Genomic DNA, 22308 nt, shown 5'->3' on the forward strand with positions numbered 1-22308 from the left:
GAATCTATAGCAGTCACAACAACTTACAGGGTTTGGTCCTGCAATATTCTGACCGAATTTTTAATCAAACAAAGAAATCAAAAAAATAAAATTTTTCGTTCTTGTATTTCTTTTAAATTCTGGGCCAAAATTCTTATTTCTGCTAATGTAATCCAAATTTAAAGCAGAAATTTTAAGAATTTTTCAAAAATAATATTTAAACAATTCTAAAAATAGGTTATCCTCTTTTTTCATCTTTCATTAAAGCAAGAAAAGCCGCTCCCATCTTATCACTAATATCACCAGATAGCATAGCTTCATAGCCAAGTTTTTCAGCACAAATATCGCCTGAGAGTCCGTGTAAGTAAACACCTAAAATAGCTGCCACCAAAGGCTCATATTTTTGCGACATTAAACCTGCTATTATTCCCGAAAGTACGTCCCCACTTCCGGCGGTGGCCATCCCAGGGTTTCCGGAATTATTGATATAAGTATGTTTTCCGCTAAAGACAAATGTATGCGCACCTTTTAAAACCAAAATCACCTTATACTTTTTAGTGAAATCTTCTATCTTCTTCATCTTATCAAAATCATCTTCCCATTTCCCTATTAAACGCTCTAGTTCTTTTGGATGAGGCGTTAATACGGAATTCTTAGGAAGCAAATCCAGTAATTCGTTATTCTCAGAAAGCATGTTTAATCCATCGGCGTCAATGAGCATAGGATTTTGAGTGCTTTCCAATAAAGCCTTAAAAGCTTTGACCGTCTTAGTCGATTTCCCTGCGCCCATACCAAAACATATTACATCGGGTTCGAGATCTGTTTCTATGTTTGTAAGTTCGTTAGCATCTTCATCGGTAATAACCATCGCTTCCGGCAGGTTGGTTTGCAATATATCATACCCACATTTTGGTGAAAAAATACTGCATAAACCGGCACCGGCTCTTAAGGACGATCTGGAAGAAAGCAGAATACTACCAATTTTCCCATAACTTCCCCCAACCACAAGACAGTGACCATAGTCCCCTTTATGAGTATTTCTATTCCGTGGTTTATAAAGTTGCCTCGCTTCGCGTTTGCCTATCAATTGCGCAACAGGCTTTACATCTTTTAAAAAGCCACGATCCAGGCCAATATCCAAAATCTGAACTTCTCCGGCAAAACCCATTGTTTCAGGCAGGTAAAAAACAATTTTTGGCGTTTGGAAGGTGAGCGTATAATTCGCTTTGATCACCGCTGCATCTTCAGCCGGAATTTTATCGGGGAATAATCCTGAAGGCATATCTACCGCTAAGCAAAAAGCTTCAGACTCGTTAATATGTCTCAGTAATTCTGCTAGCCAACCTTCGGCAGGGCGGTTTAAACCAATTCCAAAAATAGCGTCAACCACAAAATCACCAGGAGAAATCTCCGGGAAATCTTCTTTTCTTTTTATCAATTCGGGCCAGGTGTTGCTCTCTTTTTTATAGCGATCGTAATTTACCAGAAAATCATCAGAGCGTTTGTCGCTATAATTCACTACGTAAACTTCAACTCTATAACCGTATTTATGAAGTAAACGGGCCACTACCAGTCCATCGCCTCCATTATTTCCAATTCCGCAGAAAATTTTGATATTGATATCTGCACCTTCCAGCCTTTCGTGAATCTCATTAAAAACCAGGCTCGCAGCGCGCTCCATTAATCGCGTGCTCGAAATCCCTTCGGTTTCCATGGTTATTTCATCAGCTTCTTTTAATTGCTTTGCAGATAATATCTTCATAATTGGTTTGCTTGAAATTTACTTGATAATCGAGATTTGCCTCGAACTTAAACTATTATTTTTATAAACGCCTCGTGAGTTTTATCAGAGGTATTTTATGTTCATAAAATTACAAATTAAAGCCTGAAAGCTTCTGTTTAAAGGTTTAATCTAAACTTAAATTTCAGCGAAAATTGCAAATAAAACTTAAATAAAGTCTTCGAATAAATTGGCGCAAACTATTTTGAATTCAGCTTAAAACTCAAAGAAGTTCAGTCACTGACAATCAATATTCTTTTAAAAGCTGTTATTCCTATTCCAAAACACTGCTAGCCCGCTGTTTTTAATGATTCTCCATAAAAACCCCTTTTTAATATTATATTCAAAGCGAAATCAATAAATTTGCGCAAATTTTAAACAAAATGAAAGAAGTTGCCCTAGCCGCCAGACATAAAGAACTTAATGCCAAGATGGTACCTTTTGCTGGTTATAATATGCCTGTTTCTTATGAAGGTGTGAATATTGAGCATCAAAATGTTCGAGAAAACTTAGGTGTTTTTGATGTTTCCCATATGGGAGAATTTCTCATTACCGGCGAACATGCATTAGAACTTATTCAAAAAGTAACTACCAATGATGCTTCAAAACTGGTAGACGGGAAAGCGCAATACACGGTGATGCCAAATGAAACCGGCGGAATTGTAGACGATCTAATTATTTACAGAATTAATGCTGAAAAATATTTATTGGTAGTAAACGCTTCTAATATAGATAAAGACTGGAACTGGATCGCGCAACATAACACGATGGATGCGACCATGCGGGATATGTCTGATGAATTTTCTCTTTTAGCCATCCAGGGACCTAAAGCTGCCAAGGCAATGCAAGCTTTAACCGATGTAGATCTTTCTAATATGAAATTCTACACCTTTGAAGTTGCCGAATTTGCAGGTATAGATAAGGTAATTATTTCGGCTACGGGTTATACCGGCAGCGGCGGATTTGAAATTTATTTTAAAAACGAAGATGCTGAGCAAATTTGGGATCGCGTTATGGAAGCTGGAAAAGATTTTGGGATAAAACCAATTGGTCTTGCAGCACGTGATACTTTAAGATTAGAGATGGGCTTTTGTCTTTATGGAAATGATATAGATGAAACCACGTCGCCAATTGAAGCTAAATTGGGCTGGATCACTAAATTCACCAAAGACTTTATAAATTCTGAAGCCTTAAAAAAGGAAAAGGAAGAAGGACCAAAGAGAAAGCTAGTGGCTTTTGAATTGGAAGAACGTGGAATCCCGCGCCAGGGTTACGAAATTGAAGACGAAGATGGCAAGGTTATTGGCGAGGTAACATCTGGGACAATGTCACCCTCATTGGAAAAAGGAATTGGTTTAGGCTACGTGCCAACTGAAGTTGCTAAATTTGGCAACAAGATTTTTATAAAAGTTAGAAAAAAATCCATTCCGGCCATACAGGTGAAATTGCCCTTTTATAAAGGCTAATTTTTGGAACGAATTTTAATTTTAGGAGCAAGCGGCTTTATAGGCAATGCCTTATATAAAGAGCTATGCTCCTTTTTTGATACCCACGGTACCTACCATACTTCAAACGCGGCTTTTGAGGAGAATCATCAGTTTCATCAATACGATATTGAAACTGAAAATATTGAGATTCTGCTTCAAAATGTAAAACCTACGGTAATAATTTCGGCTGTTCGCGGAAGTTTTGACGCACAAATTATCGCTCATTTTGAAATAATAAATTACATTCTTACCCATAACTGTAAGCTTCTATTTATTTCTTCAGCCAATGTGTTTGATGCGTTTACCAATTTCCCTTCGTACGAATACGATAAAACCTTATCTCAGAGCATTTATGGAAGGTTTAAAATTAAAATTGAAAATGCTTTACTAAGACTACCTAACGATAAGTATAACATCTTACGCCTGCCTATGGTCTTTGGCCATAATTCTCCGCGCCTAAAACAAATTAAAACGCTTATTGATCTTGGCGAAGCCATAGAGGTATTCCCCAATGTGGTAATTAATGTGACTGAAATTGAAAAGGTAACCCAGCAGGTACATTATATTATTAACAGGAAAAAACAAGGAGTTTTTCATCTGGGAAGTAACGACCTTGTACATCAAAAAGATTTTATTGAAGAGGTTTGTGAAGTTTTAGGCCATAAAAACCTGGTCTTTAAAAATATCTATAATTCTAACTTCGATAGATTTTTAGCGGTTTTACCTAAAGAGAATATTTTGCCTAAAAACCTACAGGTTTCTGTACGCCAGGTTGCAAAGGCTTCTGTAAAGCAGTAGTTGTTAATCTTGTACTAAAAGTGAATTAGATTAAGAATTCAAGCTTTTGTTGCTTAAATTTAAGGTACTAATCACTAAATATTATTCAGATGACAAAGCTCAATGAAGACGATATCAATAAAAAACTGAAAAACCTGGAAGGATGGGTTTATAAAGATAACGCAATTCATACTTCTTTTCAATTTGCAAATTTTAAAGATGCCTTCACGGTTATGACGCGTATAGCCTTTGAAGCTGAAGCCCAACAACACCATCCTAATTGGGCAAATGTTTACAACGAATTGGAAATTTCGCTTTCTACACACGATGCCGATGGAGTTACGGAAAAAGATTTTAAACTGGCAAAAGCTATTGAAGAAATAGTTGAAGCTTCGGCTTAAATTCAGAAAAAAGAGTATTAAAATTTAAAGCTTCCAATTTTTAAATTGAATTGGAAGCTTTTTTATATTTTTGCCCCAATTTTTATTCAGAATAAATGGGAAGAGCATTTGAATTTAGAAAGGCGCGTAAGATGAAACGCTGGTCGGCAATGGCCAAAGCCTTTACTCGCATTGGAAAAGATATTGTGATGGCCGTTAAAGAAGGTGGTCCAGATCCTGATACCAACGCTAAACTAAGAGCAGTTATTCAAAACGCGAAAAGCGTGAATATGCCCAAAGATAATATTGAACGAGCCATTAAAAGGGCGAGTGATAAAAACCAGGGCGATTATAAAATTGTACTTTTTGAAGGTTACGCGCCACACGGAATTGCCGTATTGGTGGAAACCGCAACAGATAATAATAACCGTACTGTAGCCAACGTAAGGTCGCATTTTAACAAGTGTGATGGGAACCTTGGAACTTCAGGCTCGGTAGAATTTATGTTTGACCATACCTGTAATTTCAGATTAAATGCTGAAGGCTTGGATGTGGAAGAACTGGAGCTTGAATTTATAGATTTTGGAGCTGAAGAAGTTTTTGAAGATGAAGACGGCATTCATATTTATGCGCCGTTCGAATATTTTGGAGCTATTCAAAAAGAATTAGAAAATAGGGAAATTGAAATACTTTCTTCAGGATTTGAAAGAATCCCACAGGTAACAAAACCGCTTTCTCCAGAAGAAGCTGCCGATGTTGAAAAACTACTGGAAAGATTGGAAGAAGATGATGATGTGCAAAATGTATATCACACCATGGAAGAAACCGAAGCTTAATTTTCTTTATTGTAAGGCATAAAAAAAGCTGTTTGGAATTATATTTCTAAACAGCTTTTTACTATTAATGCTCTCCCCTATCGTGTTTTGTAGGCTCTCCTTTTCTACGTTTCTTTTCCTCTTCTAGAAGAGAAAGTTCACGCCCGGTTTGACCTTTTACAGAAGTATTTTCCTGAGCTCTTCTTAATAAATAAGGCACTACATCTCTTACCGGCCCAAAAGGCAATAGTTTTGCCGAATTATATCCTTTTTTAGCTAGGTTGTAACTAATATGGTCACTCATTCCATAGAGTTGGCTAAACCAAATACGGTCGTCATCTAAAGGCAAACCTTTATCTTCCATACTTTGTAAGGCCAGGTAATTACTTACCTCGTTATGAGTACCAATAAACAGGTGAATATCTTCAAGATTAGCTAAACAGTAAGACATTACGCTATTAAAATTAACATCGGTTGCTTCTTTGTTTTCGCAAATTGGCGATGTATAACCATATTTTTTAGCACGTGCATTCTCCTTTTCCATATAAGCACCACGCACAATTTTGGCTCCAACCTTAAAGCCTTCTTTTTTAGCTTTTTCGTGTAGGTTTTTTACATATTCTAACCTATCCCAACGGTAGCACTGGAAAGTGTTATAAATAAGAATTTTGTCCTTATTATATTTCTTCATCATTTCCTCCATAAGATCATCGGCTGCAAGTTGCATCCAACTCTCCTCGGCATCGGCATAAAGTCTTACATTATTTTCGTAAGCGCAATTACAAAACTTATCTACTCTTTCCTTAACACGCTCCCACTCTTCCTTTTCATCATCACTTAGATTTACGCGCTCGGTAATTTTTTCCCAGATGGCAAACCTTCCGATTCCGGTAGGTTTAAAGAGTGAAAAAGGTAATTCGTCACTTTCGGCAGCGAATTTAATCAGCTTCATTTTCTTTTCCAGGGCAGCATCAAATTGTTCTTCGGTTTCCTTGCCTTCCACCGAGTAATCAAGAATACTATGCAATTTTTTAGAGTACATCTCTTTGGTAAGCGGTTTACAATCTTCTTCGGTAATACCGCCACAAAACTGCTCAAAGATGGTTTTTTTAATTAGTCCTTCCACCGGCAAGTGAAGCTTTAAAGAGAATTTGGTTAACCAGGAACCTGCATCTACCAGCGTCTTCTTATTCATCATGCTAAACAAAAAGATAGCACGATCCAGCTCTAAATCAGATTTTAATTTAAAAGCCGTTTTTGTGTCGTTAAAGATTTTTCTATTAATCATGGGCGTGTGTTAATTGTAGCAAATATAATTATTGAAGTTTGATTTTATTATGAATATTTCTGCTTATTTTCGAAGCCATATTACAAATGCTAAAAACCTCATCAACTATGTCTCATAGTGAAGTTAAAGGGCCGGTTTACTATCAGGAAGACGGCTTTCTCAAGCTAAATGCTTTTATAAAAGAAGTAAATCCATCTAAAATATTTTTTTTAGTAGACAATAACACGCACCGTGATTGTCTTGCTATTTTTTTGAAAAAGCTGGAATCTCCTGAAAATGTTGAAATTCTTGAAATTGAAGCAGGAGAAATAAATAAAAACCTTGAAACCTGCACAGGCCTATGGAATGCACTTTCTGAATTGGATGCCGATCGCAAAAGCCTTATGATTAATATAGGTGGCGGTGTGGTAACCGATCTTGGCGGTTTTGTAGCTTCAACATTTAAGCGTGGCATTCGTTATATTAATGTTCCTACAAGTCTCCTGGCCATGGTAGACGCCTCTGTAGGAGGTAAAACAGGCGTTGATCTTGGTAACCTTAAGAACCAGATTGGAGTTATTAATCACGCCGAAATGGTGATCATAGATCCCGCCTTTCTTGGCACTTTACCGCAAACAGAAATGCGAAGCGGACTCGCTGAAATCTTAAAGCACGCTTTAATTAGTAGCGAAACTTACTGGAATAAAGTAACTAATCTAAGTGAGCTTACTTTAGACGATCTTGATGAAATCATTAAAGAATCGGTAGAAATTAAAGCAAAAGTAGTTACTGAAGACCCAGAAGAACACGGATTACGAAAAACATTAAATTACGGCCATACGCTGGGTCACGCTATAGAATCTTATTTTCTGACTCATTCTGAAAAAACGACGCTACTTCACGGGGAAGCCATTGCGGTTGGGATGATTCTGGCCACTTACCTTTCAAAGGAACTTCAGGACTTTCCTGAAGATAAATTAAAGGAAATTACTGTTAAAATTCTGGATATTTATGATCGGGTAGTATTTTCAGAAGAAGATATTCAGCAAATCATAGATTTAATGAAATACGACAAGAAAAATTCCCACGGAAATATAAATTTTGTCCTTCTAAAAGATATTGGAAACCCAGTGATAGATTGCAAAGTACCTAACCAACTAATTTGGAATGCTTTTGAATATTATAAGAAAGCTTGATTTATAACTTAAAAATACTATTTTTAAAACATACTAACTACACCCTCATAAACTCTTATTTATGAAAAGAATTATTGTTGACTACAAAAAACTAACTCCGGAAATCCTTGGCCTTTTAGTCGAGAAATACCCAGATGGGTACGACGACGACCAAATTATTGCGTTTAAAAATGCGAAAAATGAAACTATTGAAGCGGTTGAAGTAAAGACTGAAGATACGATCTACCTGGTTAAGGTAAGTACACGTCTTGAGAATACTATGGCCAATTTTGATGAAGACGATTACGATGATTCAGATTATAATGAACCAATCGTAGAAATTCCTGAAAAAGACGAGGAAGAAGAAGAAAAATAGCAGCACTTGTTTTTCTGAAATATTTTAAATTTTATAAAAAAGGGATCTTACTACGCCGAAGGATCCCTTTTTTATTTTTAAAGTTAAAAACTTTCGTTTTTTCACCATGTCAAAAATAGATTACCATAATATATATCATATTTCCAAACCTATCTTCTTTGTAATTTAAGAGCGCTTTTAAAAAGCTTAATTTAGTTCAGCTACTGAAAGAAACGTATAGATTATTAAAAATAACTTTCGGCTTAAGCTAATCTTAAGAAACTTCTAATCTATACTTAAACAAGTTTAATGAATATTTGAATAATGAGAATACTAATTGTAGAAGACGAAGCGGGCATTGCAGCTTTTCTAAAACAAGGATTAGAAGAGGAATCTTTTGCTGTGGATCTTGCCGAGGAAGGAAAAGAAGGCCTGCACTTAGCTTTATCGGGCGAATATGATTTATTACTATTAGACTGGATGTTACCGGGTTTAAGTGGTATAGAAATATGTAGGCAATTCCGGAAAGAATTTAAGGAAACACCTATCATTTTTCTTACCGCGAAAGACACTCTTGATGAAACCGTCTTTGGTTTACAATCTGGTGCAAACGATTATATCAAAAAGCCTTTCCATTTTGAAGAACTTTTAGAGCGTATCAAGGTACAGCTTAGGCCAAAATCTGGGGAGCATTCCTTCTTCACTTTAGGCAATATCACTTTAAATACTGAAACACACGAGGTGCATAAAAATGCTGATGAAATTCATCTTACCCAAAAAGAATTTGGACTCTTGGAATACTTAATGCGAAATAAGGGCAAAGTGTGTAGACGAACCCGAATTATAGAAAGTGTTTGGGACATACAGTTTGAATATAATACCGGAGTTATAGATGTATATATTAATGCACTTAGAAAGAAACTAGCATTATCTGAAGATGAAAATTATATCCAAACAGTTCGCGGAGTGGGATATATCGCAAAAGAATCATGAACCTGAACTTCAAAAATAGAATCACTTTACATTATATTGTAGCCACGGCAACTCTAATGGCCCTGGTATTCGGTGCTATCTTTTTTACCGTGAAAAATACTGTATTAGAAAACCTTGACAGTGATCTTTCTTATGAAGCAATAAAACATACTGGGGAAATAGCAATTAGCGGAGAGCGCATCTATTTTGCCAATAAAGCAGAATGGGAAGAACGCGAGCATCGGGAAAGTGAAGTAAATCCTGTATTTATTCAAGTGATGGATAAGCAAGGTAATTTAATGGATAAATCACCAAACCTTAAGATGGATCAACTTCCATTTAAACAAACAAAATTCGGGGGACATTTCAATACTAAGTTGAATCAAAAGAACATCAGGCAGGTTCAATTACCCATAGAGAAAGAAGGAAAAATAAAAGGATATATGCTTGCGGCTATGTCTTATGAGTCTGCCCTTTCAGTAATTTCAAAATTAAGAAATGTATTATTGATCTCCTTTTTTATTGTTTTGATTGGAGTGTATTTTGTTTCACGTTTTTTAGCCGGAAGAAGTATTAAACCCGTCCGGGAAATAAGTAATACTATTAGCAGAATTACCAGAAACAACCTCAACGAGCGGGTAAGCACTCCACACCACCAGGACGAAATTCATGAACTTTCAACTAATTTTAATGCCCTGCTGGAACGTATAGAAAATGCTATAGAAAGAGAAAAACAGTTCACCTCTGATGCTTCACATGAACTAAGAACGCCCCTGGCAACTCTAAGGGGAACCCTGGAAGTATTGATAAGGAGACCGAGAAGCCAGGTAGAATATGAAGAAAAAATAAGGTATAGTTTAATCGAAATAGACCGAATGACTTCTACGCTTGAGCAACTACTGCTACTAGCCCGTTTAGATAATTCAAGCTACCAAAAAAAGCACGACGAATGGACTTCCCTGCCCAAGCTTATTGATGAATCAATATCCCAATTTAAGAATGCTATAAATGAGAAGAACTTAAAGATAGATCTCGATTTTGATCATTCAGATAAAGCTCAAGGACTTTATTATTACAGCAAAATTATTATTGATAATATTTTAGGTAATGCTGTCAAATATTCCAGGGCTAACTCAAACATTAACATTGGAGTCAAAACGCTTGAAGATAAAATTATTTGTACGATCACAGATGAAGGAATTGGAATCAGGGAAGAAGATTTGACCAAAATTTACGACAGCTTTTTCAGGTCTGATGCGCTTAGTCATAAAAAAATAACAGGTAATGGACTGGGCCTTGCCATAGCTAAAAAGTGTGCTGATGCCATAGGAGCCGAAATAGAGATTAAAAGTACTTTTGGCCGGGGCACAACAGTAACCATCATATTCTTAAGCCAATCTTAAGAAAAGCTTGAGGAAAGCCTTAGGCCAATCACGATAACTTTGGGTGTCATTAAAAATGCCACATCGATAGAGGAGCAAATTTATCTTTGAAAAACACAAATAGAAATTATGCTAGACCGTATTATTAAATTTAGTATTTCTCATAAATTAATTATTCTTCTTTTTACGGTCTTTATCATTGGTTTTGGGTTGTATTCTCTGTCCCAAATTCCAGTGGGCGCAGTTCCAGATGTTACCAACAATCAGGTACAGGTAATTACAACCTCCCGAAATCTTTCTACCCAGGATATGGAACAGTACATAACCTACCCGGTAGAATTAGAAATGGCCAATTTGCCAGGAGTTAAAGAAATTCGTTCGGTGTCTAAATTTGGTCTATCGGTAGTTACTATCGTATTTGAAGAAAGTCTCGGCACCTATTTACCAAGGCAGCTTATTGCAGAGAAAATAAAATCGGCTTCTGAAAAAATACCAGACGGATTTGGAAAACCAGCAATGGGTCCCATTACTACCGGCTTGGGTGAAATTTATCAGTACACTTTAGATGCCAAACCAGGGTATGAGGATCGCTATTCTGCGGAAGACCTTAGAACTATTCAAGACTGGATCGTAAAAAGACAATTGTCGGGTATTAATGGTGTGGTAGAAATTAATGCCTGGGGTGGATATGTAAAGGAATATGAAGTCGCAATTAATACCAATAAATTGAATGCGATGGATATTAGCATTTCGCAACTGTTCACCGCACTTGAAAATAATAATAGCGTAGCGGGTGGCGGGTATATTGAAAAGGTAAACCAGTCATATTTTATTCGTGGACAGGGTCGGGTTACTTCTCTGGATGACATTAGGAATATAGTTGTTACAAATAAAAATGCAACCCCAGTTTATATCGGGGATGTGGCTAAAGTTGGTTTTGGACAGGCTACTCGTTTTGGTGCTATTACCGCTAACGGAAAAGGTGAAACCGTTCTTGGGCAGGTGATGATGTTGAAGGGTGCTAATTCTAATAAAGTTATTGAAGCCGTAAAAGATCGTGTAGCTAATATTTCAGAAACTCTTCCTGAAGGAGTGGTGATCAAACCTTTTTTAGATCGCAGTGAACTTATAGGAAGAACCACTTTTACCATTGCTGAAAATCTTATCCTGGGCTGTCTCATCGTTATTTTTGTAGTGGTTTTATTGCTCGGAAACCTCCGATCTGGATTAGTGGTTGCTTCGGTAATTCCACTATGCTTACTATTTGCGCTCTTCCTGATGTACATCTTTGGTGTTGATGCCAATTTAATGAGTCTAGGAGCGATAGATTTTGGGATTATTATAGACGGCGCGGTAATTATCGTAGAGTTTACGGCCTTTAAAATGACTCAAAAGCAAAATGAATATGAAAATCTCGATAAGCAAGAATTGCGAAACCTAAAAGATAGGGTTAGTTTTAATAGTTCTTCGCAAATGATGAATTCAGCCATATTCGGGCAGTTGATCATTCTTATTGTTTTTATTCCCATCCTATCCCTTAGTGGAGTTGAAGGAAAAATGTTTCGCCCTATGGCACTTACCTTTAGTTTTGCATTGATTGGGGCAATGATCTTCTGTCTTACCTACGTACCGGTAGCTTCGGCCCTATTTTTAAAATCAAAAGAACCTTCAGAAAAAAATATTTCCGTTAAGCTTATCAAGTTTTTAAATCGAATTTATAAGCCTTCCATAAACTGGGCTTTGCGCCGTAAAAAACTGGTACTAGCCGTGGCGGTCATTTTACTTATTTTTTCAGGCTTTATTTTCAGCAGGATGGGTGGTGAATTTATTCCGCAGTTAGATGAAGGTGATTTTGTAATTCAACCTGTCTTAAAAACAGGAACTTCCCTTAGTAAAACCATTGAAACCACCACAAGGATCGAAAAAATCCTGCTAGACAGCTTTCCAGAAGTAGACCAGGTAGTTAGCCGAATTGGTGCCGCAGAAGTTCCTACCGACCCTATGTCTATGGAAGAAAGTGATGTGATTGTCTCACTAAAACCAAAAGGGGAATGGGTCTCGGCTGACACAAAAGATGAGTTGGCTGATAGGTTTAAAGAAGCTTTAGCTATAATCCCGGGAATGGAAATCGAATTCACCCAACCCATAGAAATGCGTTTTAATGAATTGATCACCGGCGTGCGTGCAGATATTGCTGTGAAGATCTTTGGGGAAAACCTGGAAATATTAAATACTAAAGCACAAAAAATCAAAAGCCTCATCGCAGATGTGGAAGGAGCTTCAGATATCGTAGTTGAAAAAATTGTTGGTCTCCCCCAAATGAATGTAAACTACAAACGCGAAAAAATAGCTCGGTATGGTCTTAACATAGCAGAACTCAATAAAATTATCACTATGGGTTTTTCAGGAGCTACTATGGGTAGTGTGTTTGAAGGTGAAAAACGCTTCGATATGGTTTTAAGACTGCAAAAAGACCGGCGCCAGGATATTTCTAATTTAAAGAACCTTTATGTAGATACGCCTTCAGGAGAAAAAGTGCCGCTCAGCGAACTGGCAGATATCACCTATCAAAAAGGAGCTGCTAAAATCTCTAGAGATAATACACAAAGGCGAATTGTAGTTGGAATAAACGTGAGAGATAGCGATTTACAAACCGTTGTAAATAAGATCAAGCAAATTGTAGATGCAAATATTAGCTTACCTCCCGGGTATACTATCACCTATGGCGGGCAGTTTGAGAATTTGCAAAGCGCCACCTCACGTCTAAAAATTGCCGTTCCCATCGCGCTGGTACTTATTTTTATTCTGTTGTATTTCGCTTTTGGAACCTTTAGAGAAGCTTTAATGATATTTTCAGCTATTCCTTTAGCTGCCGTAGGTGGAGTTCTTTTATTATGGATACGCGGAATGCCCTTTAGTATCTCGGCAGGAGTTGGCTTTATCGCTCTGTTCGGTATTGCTGTATTAAACGGAATTGTACTTATTGAACATTTTAAAGAATTACGAGAGAAAGGAATGGAAAATAATGATAACCTGATTATAAATGGGGCCCAGGATAGATTACGTGCTGTTTTATTAACGGCTTCTGCCGCAGCTTTAGGTTTTTTACCAATGGCTGTTTCTACCGGAGCAGGTGCCGAAGTACAGCGGCCGTTGGCTACTGTGGTAATTGGCGGATTGATCACCTCTACCCTACTTACCTTAATTGTTTTACCGGTAATATATTCCTTATTTAATAAAGAGAAAAAGAATAAGGGGAAGGCCAAAGATAAGCTTCGTGTAAAGCCTTTAACTATCTTTCTATTATTGGTTGGTTTTTCCGGTTTTTCCCAGGAAACTGAGGTCACTACTATTGAGAATGTTGAAGAACTGAAGAAGATAGCATTTGAAAACAATTTTGGCCTCCAGGCCTCTTCTCTTCGCGTTGATGAAGCCGATGCCCTTATTGGAAGCGCCTTTACTTTTGACAAAACAGAAGGCTATTTTGGAAATGACGAGAGTAACCGTGCAAACGATCAATCGCTCGATGTTTTAGGGGTGCGCCAGTTTTTTAATTTTCCCACGGTTTATTTTGCACGTAAAAAAGTCTATAAAACCGGTTTCAGACAAGAACAAAGCACCTTTAAGCTGAAGCAGTTAAATTTAGAACAGAAAGTTTCAAGAGTATATTATCAGCTGCAGTATGAAAAAGCCAGGATTGCTGTATATGAAGATCTGGATAGTTTGTACCAAAAATTCGCTTATGCCGCAAAAAGAAGATTTGAACTGGGTGAAACCAATTACCTGGAAAAAATCACTGCTCGATCTAAACAAAAGCAGTTGGAAACTCAATTAAAGCAAGCACAAAATGAGCTTAGTATTTCTTATGAAAAACTAAAACCATTCATAAATACTGATCAGGAAATTATTATTAAAAAGGTTCCTATAGAAAAGCTAAGCATTAAAAGTTTAGGAGTTCAAGGTAATCCCGGTTTGGAATTTTACCAAAATCGTAATGATTTCTTCCAGGCCCGGGCTGCATTAGAAAAGCAAAATCTGCTGCCCGATATCAGCTTAAGTTACTTTCAATTTAATAACGATGTTATAGATACTCCTTTAAAAGGCTATCAGGTTGGCGTTCATATTCCACTGTTGTTCTTCGGGAATTCTTCAAAAATAAAAGCTGCAAATATTGCGAGACAGGCGGCCGAGCAGGAAACTGCAGATTATGAAGTAAGATTGAATTCAGAATACAAGCAACTTCTTCAACAACTAAATAAGCATCAGCAAGCGCTTTCCTATTATGAAAATGAAGGAAAAGGCCTTTCTGAAGAAATCATAAAAACAGCAAATTTAAGCTATAAGAATGGGGAGATAGATTTTTTTGAATATATCCAGAGCCTTGAAAACTCCTACAACATCATTCTTTCGTATTACGAAAACCTGAACGCGTATAACCAAACCGTACTTCAGATAAATTATTTAACCTTATAAGCTGATCTCATGACAAATAATTTAAAATCCATATTAATACTTCTTGCCGTATTATTAATGTCTTCCTGCGGAGATTCAGAAAAAGAAAATAGTGAAGAAACGGCCACTAATTCCAGCGATGGAGGAATACAATTAAGCTTTGCGCAATTTGAAGGCAGCGATATGGAATTAGGGGAAATTGAAGAAAACAGCTTCCCGATAAGTGTTGAAACTACCGGAATGATAGACGTGCCGCCAGAAAATAAAGCCATGGTGAGTTCTTTTGCCGATGGATATGTGCGAGAAACTCCTTTGCTTATTGGCGACGAAGTTAAGAAAGGGCAATTTTTGGTAAGCCTGGAAAATCCAGATTATGTGCAAATGCAGCAGGATTACCTGGATGCAATGGAGCAAATGAATTATTTAAAATCTGAATACCAAAGACAGAAAACACTTCTTGAGGAAAAAATCACTTCTGAAAGAAATTTTCTCAAAGCCGAAAGCGAATACAAACGTAACCAGGCAAAATACCGGGCGCTTCGCAAAAAACTACAAATGCTCAATTTGAATCCGGAAGCGGTTGAAAAAGGGAATATTTCTTCTATGATTCGCATCTACGCACCTATTACAGGTAGTATTACCGAAATGAAGATCAATAACGGGATGTACGTTTCTGCCGCCGATGAACTAATGCAAATCATAGATCGTGACCACCTCCATATTGAATTGAATGTCTTTGAAAAAGATGTGATGAAACTGAAAAAAGGACAGAATATAAGGTTTATTATTCCTGAAGCTAATACCGATACCATTGAAGGCAAAGTACACCTGGTAGGAACCTCTATAGATGAACAAAAAAGAAACGTAAAAGTACACGGACATTTTATAGACGAGCAGAAAAAAAACAGTTTTGCCACCGGAATGTTTGTAGAAGCCGAGATCATTATAGATAAAAGAAAAGCAAAAGCCCTTCCTGCAGAAAGTATCGTTTCCCTGGATAATACTAGTTATGTATTGGTATTAGACACAAAAACTGATAGCAACTATATTTTTAAACGTCGTGAAGTTCTACCTGGAGATACATTTAATGGTTTTACTATCATTAAAAACAGTGCTGACTTTAAGCAAGATGACCAGTTTTTAACCAAAGGGGCCTTTACCTTAATTACTGAATAGTAGAAACCTGAATTTTAAATAGTGAAGAAAATCTAATCCATAAAAAAAGCCTCACATTTTTAAATGAAAGGCTTTATTTAGTCGGGGTGGCAGGATTCGAACCTGCGGCCTCCTGCTCCCAAAGCAGGCGCGATAACCGGGCTACGCTACACCCCGAGTAATTTCTTAATCGCGCTCGGCGCGATAATTGGGCGAAGTTTATCCCGACTTTACGTCGGGGCTACACCCCGAAACTCAATAGCAAATGCCATCGTTTCAATTTCAAAATGTCAACCTGCAGTCATTAATATCCTGCAAAGCGGGTGCAAATATAAGAAAACTTCTCAGTCTACAAGAAAAACTTTAGATTTTTTATATCTTAGATGAAAACTTAGCTATAATGCAGGCTAAGCCAAACCAAAAAAAACATTATGAAGCGTATTTTATTATTATTAGGCCTGATCTTTACTTTTTCCGCTTGTGGAGAAAATCAAAAATCAGAAGAAAAAGCTGAAGTTGAAGAACAAACTGAAACCAGTGATCAAGACAGCAATCCCGTTCCCGACAAACAACCGGAAGCAGTTTCTCCCGACAGGGAATATGAACACGAGGTAGTGATTGGAGATATGTCAATCCCGTGGGGTTTTGACTTCCTACCCGATGGTAGTATACTGGTTACCGAAAAAGGAGGAGATATTTATCATTTTAAGGACGGAGAAAAAGTAGCGATCTCTGGTGCTCCCGAAATTTACAACCAGGGCCAGGGTGGCTTACTGGATATTGCGCTACACCCAGATTTTGAAACTAACAATTGGGTCTATATCACCTATTCTTCCCAGGAAGGTGAAGGCGAAGGCGGAAATACTGCCTTAATGCGAGCCAAACTGGAAAATAACCAATTAACAAATCGCGAAGATCTTTATAAAGGAGAAACTAACTCTACCAGGGGACAACACTTTGGATCACGAATTGTTTTTGACGGCGAAGGTCATTTATTTTTTACTATCGGTGATAGAGGAAATAGAGATGTGAATCCGCAGGACATTACAAGAGATGGTGGAAAGGTGTACCGACTTGATTTAGATGGAAGCGTACCTTCAGACAATCCTTTTGTAGGAGAGGAAAACGCGAAAGAAGCTATTTATTCTTACGGACACAGAAATCCGCAGGGAATGATCTTCAACGAGGAAACAGGTGAAGTATGGGTTAACGAACACGGCCCAAAAGGTGGTGATGAGATAAACGTAGTGAAAGCCGGAAAAAATTACGGTTGGCCGGTAGTAACCTACGGTGAAAATTATGATGGCACTACGATTACTGAAGAAAGAACCGGACCAGAGTTTCAGAATCCTCTTACCTACTGGGTGCCTTCTATTGCTCCCAGTGGATTTGAAAAAGTAACTTCAGATAAATATCCTGAGCTAAAAGGAAACCTGTTAGTTGGTTCGCTAAAATTTCAATATTTGGAACATTTAGCTATGGAAAATGGCAAAGTGACCAAGAGAGAGAAATTACTTGAAGGTCTTGGAAGAATGCGAGATGTTCAACAGGGTCCCGATGGATTTATTTATGTAGCGGCTGAAGGAACAGGAATAGTAAAAATGTTACCGCTTGAAGAAACAGAGTAATTTATAATCCCTAAGATCAGGGCTTAGGAATTAAATATCATATTTATTTCTAATTTGGGGCAAATGTTTAAATTTGCCCCAAATTTTTTTAGATGCTCATTATAGGAATTACAGGTGGAACCGGAAGTGGAAAAACAACGGTGGTAAGACAAATTATAGATGAATTAAAAAATGAAGAGGTAGATGTTATTTCTCAAGATTCCTACTATAAAGATCTAAGTCATTTAGCAAAAGAAGAACGGGTTAAGACCAATTTTGACCATCCAAAATCTATAGATTTTGATCTCCTGGTAGAACATTTAAAAGAACTTAAAGCTGGTAACACTATTCAGCAACCTGTTTATTCTTTCAAAGAACACAATCGTACTAAAGAAACACTGGAAACCCAACCCAGGAAAGTCGTTATTGTGGAAGGCATCTTGATACTCGCCCATCCGGATATTAGGGAGATGTTTGATATTAAGATCTACGTTCATGCCGATAGTGATGAGCGTTTAATTCGCCGACTTAAGCGAGATATTTCCGAACGTGGACGCGATTTAGATGAAGTTCTATGGCGATATCAAACTACGCTTAAACCAATGCACCAGCAGTTTATAGAACCCACCAAAGAATTTGCTGATCTTATAATTCCTACTAACAGGTATAATACCGTAGCTGTTGATATTGTACAGACCATAATCAAGGACCGCTTGGCCTAATTTTGTATCTTTATTCCAAATAGCCGGTAAGGCATTAAAACTTACCAATCACCAAATAGTCTTAATTAGTTACTGAAGCTAGAAGAATTGAATTTAAAAGAATTAAGAAACAAAAGATGGTTTAAGGTTATCAGCAATAAATATGTTTTGCTGATACTTATTTTTGGTGGCTGGATGTTTTTTCTTGATAGCAATTCCTGGCTAATTCATAACGAACTAAATCAGGAAATAGACGAACTTGAAGAAAACAGGCAATATTATAAGAATGAAATTTCTAAAGATAAAGCTACAATACAACAGCTTCAGGATTCAGTAGAAATAGAAAAATTTGCGCGACAGCAATATTATATGAAACGTCCCGATGAAGAAATATTCATAATTGAATATGATACTATTGAAGAGTAACCGGGAATTAATTTTCAGAAAAAATACGCAATGAAAGAATCTTTATTTCAGGAATTTGACGAAGTTTCTGCAAAAGAATGGAAACAAAAAATACAATTTGATTTAAAGGGAGCCGATTATAACGAGAAACTCGTCTATAAATCCCTTGACGGAGTTAATATAAAACCCTTTTATAATGCTGAAGATATTCAAGACAGCATAAAAACACCTTCTCCAAAAAACTGGAACATTTGCGAAAGATTATACGTAGTTTCTGCTGAAAAAAGCAATAAACGCGCAAACGAAATCCTTAAAAAAGGAACCGAAAGCCTTTGGTTTATTATCCCAAATGAAGAAATTTCTATTGAAAATTTACTGAAAGGAATAGCTCTGGATAAAACTATAATTTACTTAAGTTTTAGCTTTTTTTCTGAGGATTATTTCAAACGTTTGCGGGAATTATTAAAAGGGAAAAAACATCAAATTTTTCTTCAATTTGATATTATAGGCAACCTAGCCCGCTCGGGAAACTGGTTCCATAATCTTCAAAAAGATCACGAAATCCTTGAAAGTATTTTTACCAATTCAAAAAATTTTAAATCGGTAATCAGTATAGATACCACTTTATATCAAAATGCCGGTGCGAATATTCCGCAGCAATTGGCTTATGCCCTGGCACACGTTAACGAATATCTTAACCATTTTCAGGAAAACCCGAATTTCGAGAAATTTCAACCACAATTTTTGATCGCTTCGGGACCTAATTATTTCTTTGAAATTGCTAAAATTAAAGCCTTAAGATGGCTGTACGCTACTTTAGCTTCAGAATACAATATTCCAGAAACTTGCCATATCCTGGCTCAGCCTACTAAAAGAAACAAAACGCTTTACGATTTCAACGTAAATCTTCTTCGAACCACCACCGAAAGTCTGAGCGCGGTTTTAGGCGGTGCCGATACGGTTTATAATATGCCTTATGATGCTATCTATCATAAAAACAATGAATTTGGCGACAGGATTGCGCGTAACCAATTGTTGGTGATGAAACACGAGGCTTATCTTGACAAGGTTGCCAATGCTGCTGAAGGTGCTTATTATATTGAAAGCCTCACCAAACAATTTGCGGAAATGGCCTTAGATATTTTTAAAGAAATAGAAAAGGGCGGTGGCTTTTTAAAGCAATTAAAAGAAGGAGCTATTCAGCGAAAAATAAAGGAAAGCGCGAAAAAAGAACAGGAACAATTTGACACGGGCGAATTGGTATTAATAGGTACTAATAAATTCGAAAACCCGCAGGATAAAATGAAAGATGAACTGGAATTGTATCCGTTTTTAAAGCAAAATCCGCGTAAAACTCTAATAGAACCTATCCTGGAAAGACGCCTAAGTGAACAAATGGAGCAGGAAAGAATAAACCAGGAAAAAGCCGATTAATTAAAAAAAGAGTAATGCAAAGAAAAGATCTTCAACATATAAAACTTACAGCACCAGTACTTGGAAAACGGCAAAAGGAAGGTGAAAATAACACCTATAAAACTCCGGAAGAAATAAACTTGCAGCCTTCCTATTCAAAAGAGGATATTAAAGATCTAAAACATTTAAATTTCGCCGCAGGAATACCTCCATATTTACGTGGTCCTTACAGTACCATGTATGTAAGCCGGCCCTGGACAATCCGCCAATATGCCGGATTTTCTACTGCTGAAGAAAGTAATGCTTTTTACCGTAGAAATCTTGCTGCCGGCCAAAAAGGACTTTCAGTAGCCTTTGATCTTCCTACCCATCGAGGTTACGACAGTGATCACGAGCGCGTGGTTGGAGATGTTGGAAAAGCCGGTGTGGCTATAGATTCGGTAGAAGATATGAAAATCCTTTTTGATCAAATTCCGCTCGATAAAATGTCGGTTTCCATGACCATGAATGGTGCGGTTTTGCCAATTCTAGCTTTTTATATCGTTGCTGCCGAAGAACAAGGCGTAAAACCTGAGCAACTTTCAGGAACTATTCAAAATGACATTTTAAAGGAGTTTATGGTAAGAAACACCTACATCTACCCTCCAACTCCTTCTATGAAGATCATTTCAGATATTTTTGAATATTCTTCGCAGAATATGCCGAAATTCAACAGCATAAGTATTTCAGGGTATCATATGCAGGAGGCCGGTGCTACCTGCGATATTGAACTCGCTTACACCTTAGCCGATGGATTGGAATATATTCGAAAAGGTTTGGAAGCCGGAATGGATATAGACAGTTTTGCACCCCGACTTTCATTTTTCTGGGGAATTGGGATGAACCATTTTATGGAAATCGCTAAAATGCGAGCCGCCAGAATGCTTTGGGCAAAACTCGTAAAGCAATTCAATCCTAAAAATCCAAAATCCCTTTCACTTAGAACACATTCACAAACCAGCGGGTGGAGTTTAACCGAGCAGGATCCTTTTAATAACGTAGCGCGAACCTGTATTGAAGCTGCAGCGGCAGCCTTTGGCGGAACGCAAAGTTTGCACACAAATGCTTTAGATGAAGCCATTGCACTCCCAACAGATTTTTCAGCAAGAATAGCGAGAAACACACAGTTACATCTTCAACAGGAAACAAAAATCACAAAAACGGTAGATCCCTGGGCCGGAAGTTATTATGTGGAAAAACTTACCGACGAGATCGCTGAAAAAGCCTGGAAACTCATAGAGGAAGTTGAAGAATTAGGCGGAATGACCAAAGCCATTGAAAAAGGAATACCGAAGATGCGCATTGAAGAAGCCGCAGCAAAAAAACAGGCCAGGATAGATAGTGAAACCGATATTATTGTGGGCACTAACAAATACCGACTCGAAAAAGAAGATGAGCTGGTTACTTTGGAAGTAGATAACCAGACCGTAAGAAAACAACAGATAGAGCGCCTAGAGAAAATAAGAGCCGAAAGAAACACCGAAAAAGTTAAAAAAGCGCTAAAAGATCTTACCGAATGCGCGGAAAAGGAAAACGGGAATTTGCTTAGCTTAGCTGTTGAGGCGGCAAGACATCGCGCAACCTTAGGTGAAATTAGCGATGCGCTGGAAGAAGTTTACGGTAGGCATAAAGCTAAAGTACAAAACTTTAGCGGTGTATATTCTAAAGAGATGAAAGAGAACACTTCGTTTAAAAAAGCCAGGGAACTGGCCGATAAATTTGCAGAACAGGATGGAAGACGACCCCGAATTATGATCGCAAAAATGGGTCAGGATGGTCACGATCGTGGCGCCAAAGTAGTCGCTACCGGTTATGCAGATCTTGGTTTTGATGTAGATATTGGTCCACTTTTTCAAACCCCAAAAGAAGCAGCAAAACAGGCAGTGGAAAACGATGTTCATATCCTTGGAGTTTCCTCTTTAGCAGCAGGACACAAAACTCTGGTTCCGCAGGTTCTGGAAGAATTAAAGAAATTAGGTAGAGAGGATATTATGGTAATTGTTGGCGGGGTTATTCCGTCGCAGGATTATCAATATTTATTTGATGCCGGCGCTGTGGCGGTTTTTGGCCCGGGAACTAAAATAAGCGATGCCGCTATCCAGCTTTTGGAGATTTTAATAGAGGAAGAAGTTTAAACTCGTAAAAATAACCTTGCAGGTTTTATGAA

The 22308-nt window shown here is 37.4% G+C and carries 17 protein-coding genes and 1 tRNA gene; 15 read left to right on the forward strand and 3 right to left on the reverse strand.

Features of this window, described 5'->3' with window-relative positions:
- Positions 1 to 217 precede the first annotated feature (217 nt).
- Complete coding sequence (locus APB85_RS10670; RefSeq protein WP_057481745.1) at positions 218 to 1741, reverse strand: bifunctional ADP-dependent NAD(P)H-hydrate dehydratase/NAD(P)H-hydrate epimerase; 1524 nt, start codon at positions 1739 to 1741, stop codon at positions 218 to 220.
- Positions 1742 to 2142: 401 nt separating this feature from the next.
- Between APB85_RS10670 and gcvT the strand changes: the two genes are divergently transcribed.
- From gcvT to APB85_RS10690, 4 genes are all read left to right on the forward strand, one after another.
- On the forward strand, positions 2143 to 3225 hold the full coding sequence (gene gcvT, locus APB85_RS10675) for a glycine cleavage system aminomethyltransferase GcvT (RefSeq protein WP_057481744.1): 1083 nt from the start codon (positions 2143 to 2145) through the stop codon (positions 3223 to 3225).
- A gap of 3 nt (positions 3226 to 3228) precedes the next feature.
- On the forward strand, positions 3229 to 4044 hold the full coding sequence (locus APB85_RS10680; protein WP_057481743.1) for a sugar nucleotide-binding protein: 816 nt from the start codon (positions 3229 to 3231) through the stop codon (positions 4042 to 4044).
- A gap of 89 nt (positions 4045 to 4133) precedes the next feature.
- The gene (locus APB85_RS10685) at positions 4134 to 4424 is read left to right on the forward strand and encodes a 4a-hydroxytetrahydrobiopterin dehydratase (protein WP_057481742.1); all 291 of its coding nucleotides are present in this window, start codon (positions 4134 to 4136) and stop codon (positions 4422 to 4424) included.
- Between the two features lie 95 nt (positions 4425 to 4519).
- Complete coding sequence (locus tag APB85_RS10690) at positions 4520 to 5239, forward strand: YebC/PmpR family DNA-binding transcriptional regulator (protein ID WP_057481741.1); 720 nt, start codon at positions 4520 to 4522, stop codon at positions 5237 to 5239.
- A 64-nt stretch (positions 5240 to 5303) separates the two neighbouring features.
- Here APB85_RS10690 and APB85_RS10695 read toward each other — a convergent pair whose 3' ends face one another.
- The gene (locus APB85_RS10695) at positions 5304 to 6506 is read right to left on the reverse strand and encodes a proline dehydrogenase family protein (RefSeq protein WP_057481740.1); all 1203 of its coding nucleotides are present in this window, start codon (positions 6504 to 6506) and stop codon (positions 5304 to 5306) included.
- 107 nt (positions 6507 to 6613) lie between these two features.
- Between APB85_RS10695 and aroB the strand changes: the two genes are divergently transcribed.
- The 6 genes from aroB (at position 6614) to APB85_RS10725 (ending at position 15997) form a co-directional block, all read left to right on the forward strand.
- Positions 6614 to 7681, forward strand: a complete 1068-nt coding sequence (gene aroB / locus APB85_RS10700) for a 3-dehydroquinate synthase (RefSeq protein ID WP_057481739.1) — start codon at positions 6614 to 6616, stop codon at positions 7679 to 7681.
- Between the two features lie 61 nt (positions 7682 to 7742).
- Positions 7743 to 8036 carry a hypothetical protein gene (locus tag APB85_RS10705; protein WP_057481738.1) on the forward strand — a complete coding sequence of 98 codons (294 nt, stop codon included), beginning with the start codon at positions 7743 to 7745 and terminating at the stop codon, positions 8034 to 8036.
- Between the two features lie 303 nt (positions 8037 to 8339).
- Positions 8340 to 9008 (forward strand): response regulator transcription factor, encoded by a 669-nt coding sequence (locus tag APB85_RS10710; protein ID WP_057481737.1) that lies wholly within the window; start codon positions 8340 to 8342, stop codon positions 9006 to 9008.
- Entirely contained in the window at positions 9005 to 10390 is a 1386-nt protein-coding gene (locus APB85_RS10715; RefSeq protein WP_057481736.1) for a sensor histidine kinase, read from the forward strand. Before APB85_RS10710 ends, APB85_RS10715 begins: the two co-directional genes overlap by 4 nt.
- A gap of 108 nt (positions 10391 to 10498) precedes the next feature.
- On the forward strand, positions 10499 to 14842 hold the full coding sequence (locus APB85_RS10720; RefSeq protein WP_057481735.1) for a CusA/CzcA family heavy metal efflux RND transporter: 4344 nt from the start codon (positions 10499 to 10501) through the stop codon (positions 14840 to 14842).
- A gap of 9 nt (positions 14843 to 14851) precedes the next feature.
- Positions 14852 to 15997: an efflux RND transporter periplasmic adaptor subunit gene (locus APB85_RS10725; protein WP_057481734.1), complete on the forward strand. Its 1146-nt coding sequence runs from the start codon at positions 14852 to 14854 to the stop codon at positions 15995 to 15997.
- A gap of 81 nt (positions 15998 to 16078) precedes the next feature.
- On the opposite strand, the gene APB85_RS10730 is transcribed toward APB85_RS10725, so the two are convergent.
- Positions 16079 to 16153 (reverse strand) — tRNA-Pro (locus tag APB85_RS10730).
- Positions 16154 to 16407: 254 nt separating this feature from the next.
- Between APB85_RS10730 and APB85_RS10735 the strand changes: the two genes are divergently transcribed.
- The 5 genes from APB85_RS10735 (at position 16408) to scpA (ending at position 22276) form a co-directional block, all read left to right on the forward strand.
- A complete protein-coding gene (locus APB85_RS10735) occupies positions 16408 to 17604 on the forward strand; it encodes a PQQ-dependent sugar dehydrogenase (protein ID WP_057481733.1) in 1197 nt (398 codons plus the stop codon).
- 92 nt (positions 17605 to 17696) lie between these two features.
- On the forward strand, positions 17697 to 18305 hold the full coding sequence (gene udk / locus APB85_RS10740) for a uridine kinase (RefSeq protein ID WP_057481732.1): 609 nt from the start codon (positions 17697 to 17699) through the stop codon (positions 18303 to 18305).
- Positions 18306 to 18392: 87 nt separating this feature from the next.
- Complete coding sequence (locus APB85_RS10745; RefSeq protein ID WP_057481731.1) at positions 18393 to 18710, forward strand: FtsB family cell division protein; 318 nt, start codon at positions 18393 to 18395, stop codon at positions 18708 to 18710.
- Between the two features lie 30 nt (positions 18711 to 18740).
- Complete coding sequence (locus APB85_RS10750; RefSeq protein WP_057481730.1) at positions 18741 to 20123, forward strand: methylmalonyl-CoA mutase subunit beta; 1383 nt, start codon at positions 18741 to 18743, stop codon at positions 20121 to 20123.
- A 14-nt stretch (positions 20124 to 20137) separates the two neighbouring features.
- Positions 20138 to 22276, forward strand: a complete 2139-nt coding sequence (gene scpA, locus APB85_RS10755) for a methylmalonyl-CoA mutase (protein WP_057481729.1) — start codon at positions 20138 to 20140, stop codon at positions 22274 to 22276.
- Positions 22277 to 22308: the final 32 nt, after the last annotated feature.

Source organism: Salegentibacter mishustinae, from assembly GCF_002900095.1.
GTDB lineage: Bacteria > Bacteroidota > Bacteroidia > Flavobacteriales > Flavobacteriaceae > Salegentibacter > Salegentibacter mishustinae.

Bases quoted from the DNA above. Each gene is read 5' to 3' on its own strand.
- APB85_RS10670 (WP_057481745.1), bottom strand. From the start codon at position 1,741: ATGAAGATATTATCTGCAAAGCAATTAAAAGAAGCTGATGAAATAACC.
- gcvT (WP_057481744.1), top strand. From the start codon at position 2,143: ATGAAAGAAGTTGCCCTAGCCGCCAGACATAAAGAACTTAATGCCAAG.
- APB85_RS10685 (WP_057481742.1), top strand. From the start codon at position 4,134: ATGACAAAGCTCAATGAAGACGATATCAATAAAAAACTGAAAAACCTG.
- APB85_RS10690 (WP_057481741.1), top strand. From the start codon at position 4,520: ATGGGAAGAGCATTTGAATTTAGAAAGGCGCGTAAGATGAAACGCTGG.
- APB85_RS10695 (WP_057481740.1), bottom strand. From the start codon at position 6,506: ATGATTAATAGAAAAATCTTTAACGACACAAAAACGGCTTTTAAATTA.
- aroB (WP_057481739.1), top strand. From the start codon at position 6,614: ATGTCTCATAGTGAAGTTAAAGGGCCGGTTTACTATCAGGAAGACGGC.
- APB85_RS10705 (WP_057481738.1), top strand. From the start codon at position 7,743: ATGAAAAGAATTATTGTTGACTACAAAAAACTAACTCCGGAAATCCTT.
- APB85_RS10710 (WP_057481737.1), top strand. From the start codon at position 8,340: ATGAGAATACTAATTGTAGAAGACGAAGCGGGCATTGCAGCTTTTCTA.
- APB85_RS10715 (WP_057481736.1), top strand. From the start codon at position 9,005: ATGAACCTGAACTTCAAAAATAGAATCACTTTACATTATATTGTAGCC.
- APB85_RS10720 (WP_057481735.1), top strand. From the start codon at position 10,499: ATGCTAGACCGTATTATTAAATTTAGTATTTCTCATAAATTAATTATT.
- APB85_RS10725 (WP_057481734.1), top strand. From the start codon at position 14,852: ATGACAAATAATTTAAAATCCATATTAATACTTCTTGCCGTATTATTA.
- APB85_RS10735 (WP_057481733.1), top strand. From the start codon at position 16,408: ATGAAGCGTATTTTATTATTATTAGGCCTGATCTTTACTTTTTCCGCT.
- udk (WP_057481732.1), top strand. From the start codon at position 17,697: ATGCTCATTATAGGAATTACAGGTGGAACCGGAAGTGGAAAAACAACG.
- APB85_RS10750 (WP_057481730.1), top strand. From the start codon at position 18,741: ATGAAAGAATCTTTATTTCAGGAATTTGACGAAGTTTCTGCAAAAGAA.
- scpA (WP_057481729.1), top strand. From the start codon at position 20,138: ATGCAAAGAAAAGATCTTCAACATATAAAACTTACAGCACCAGTACTT.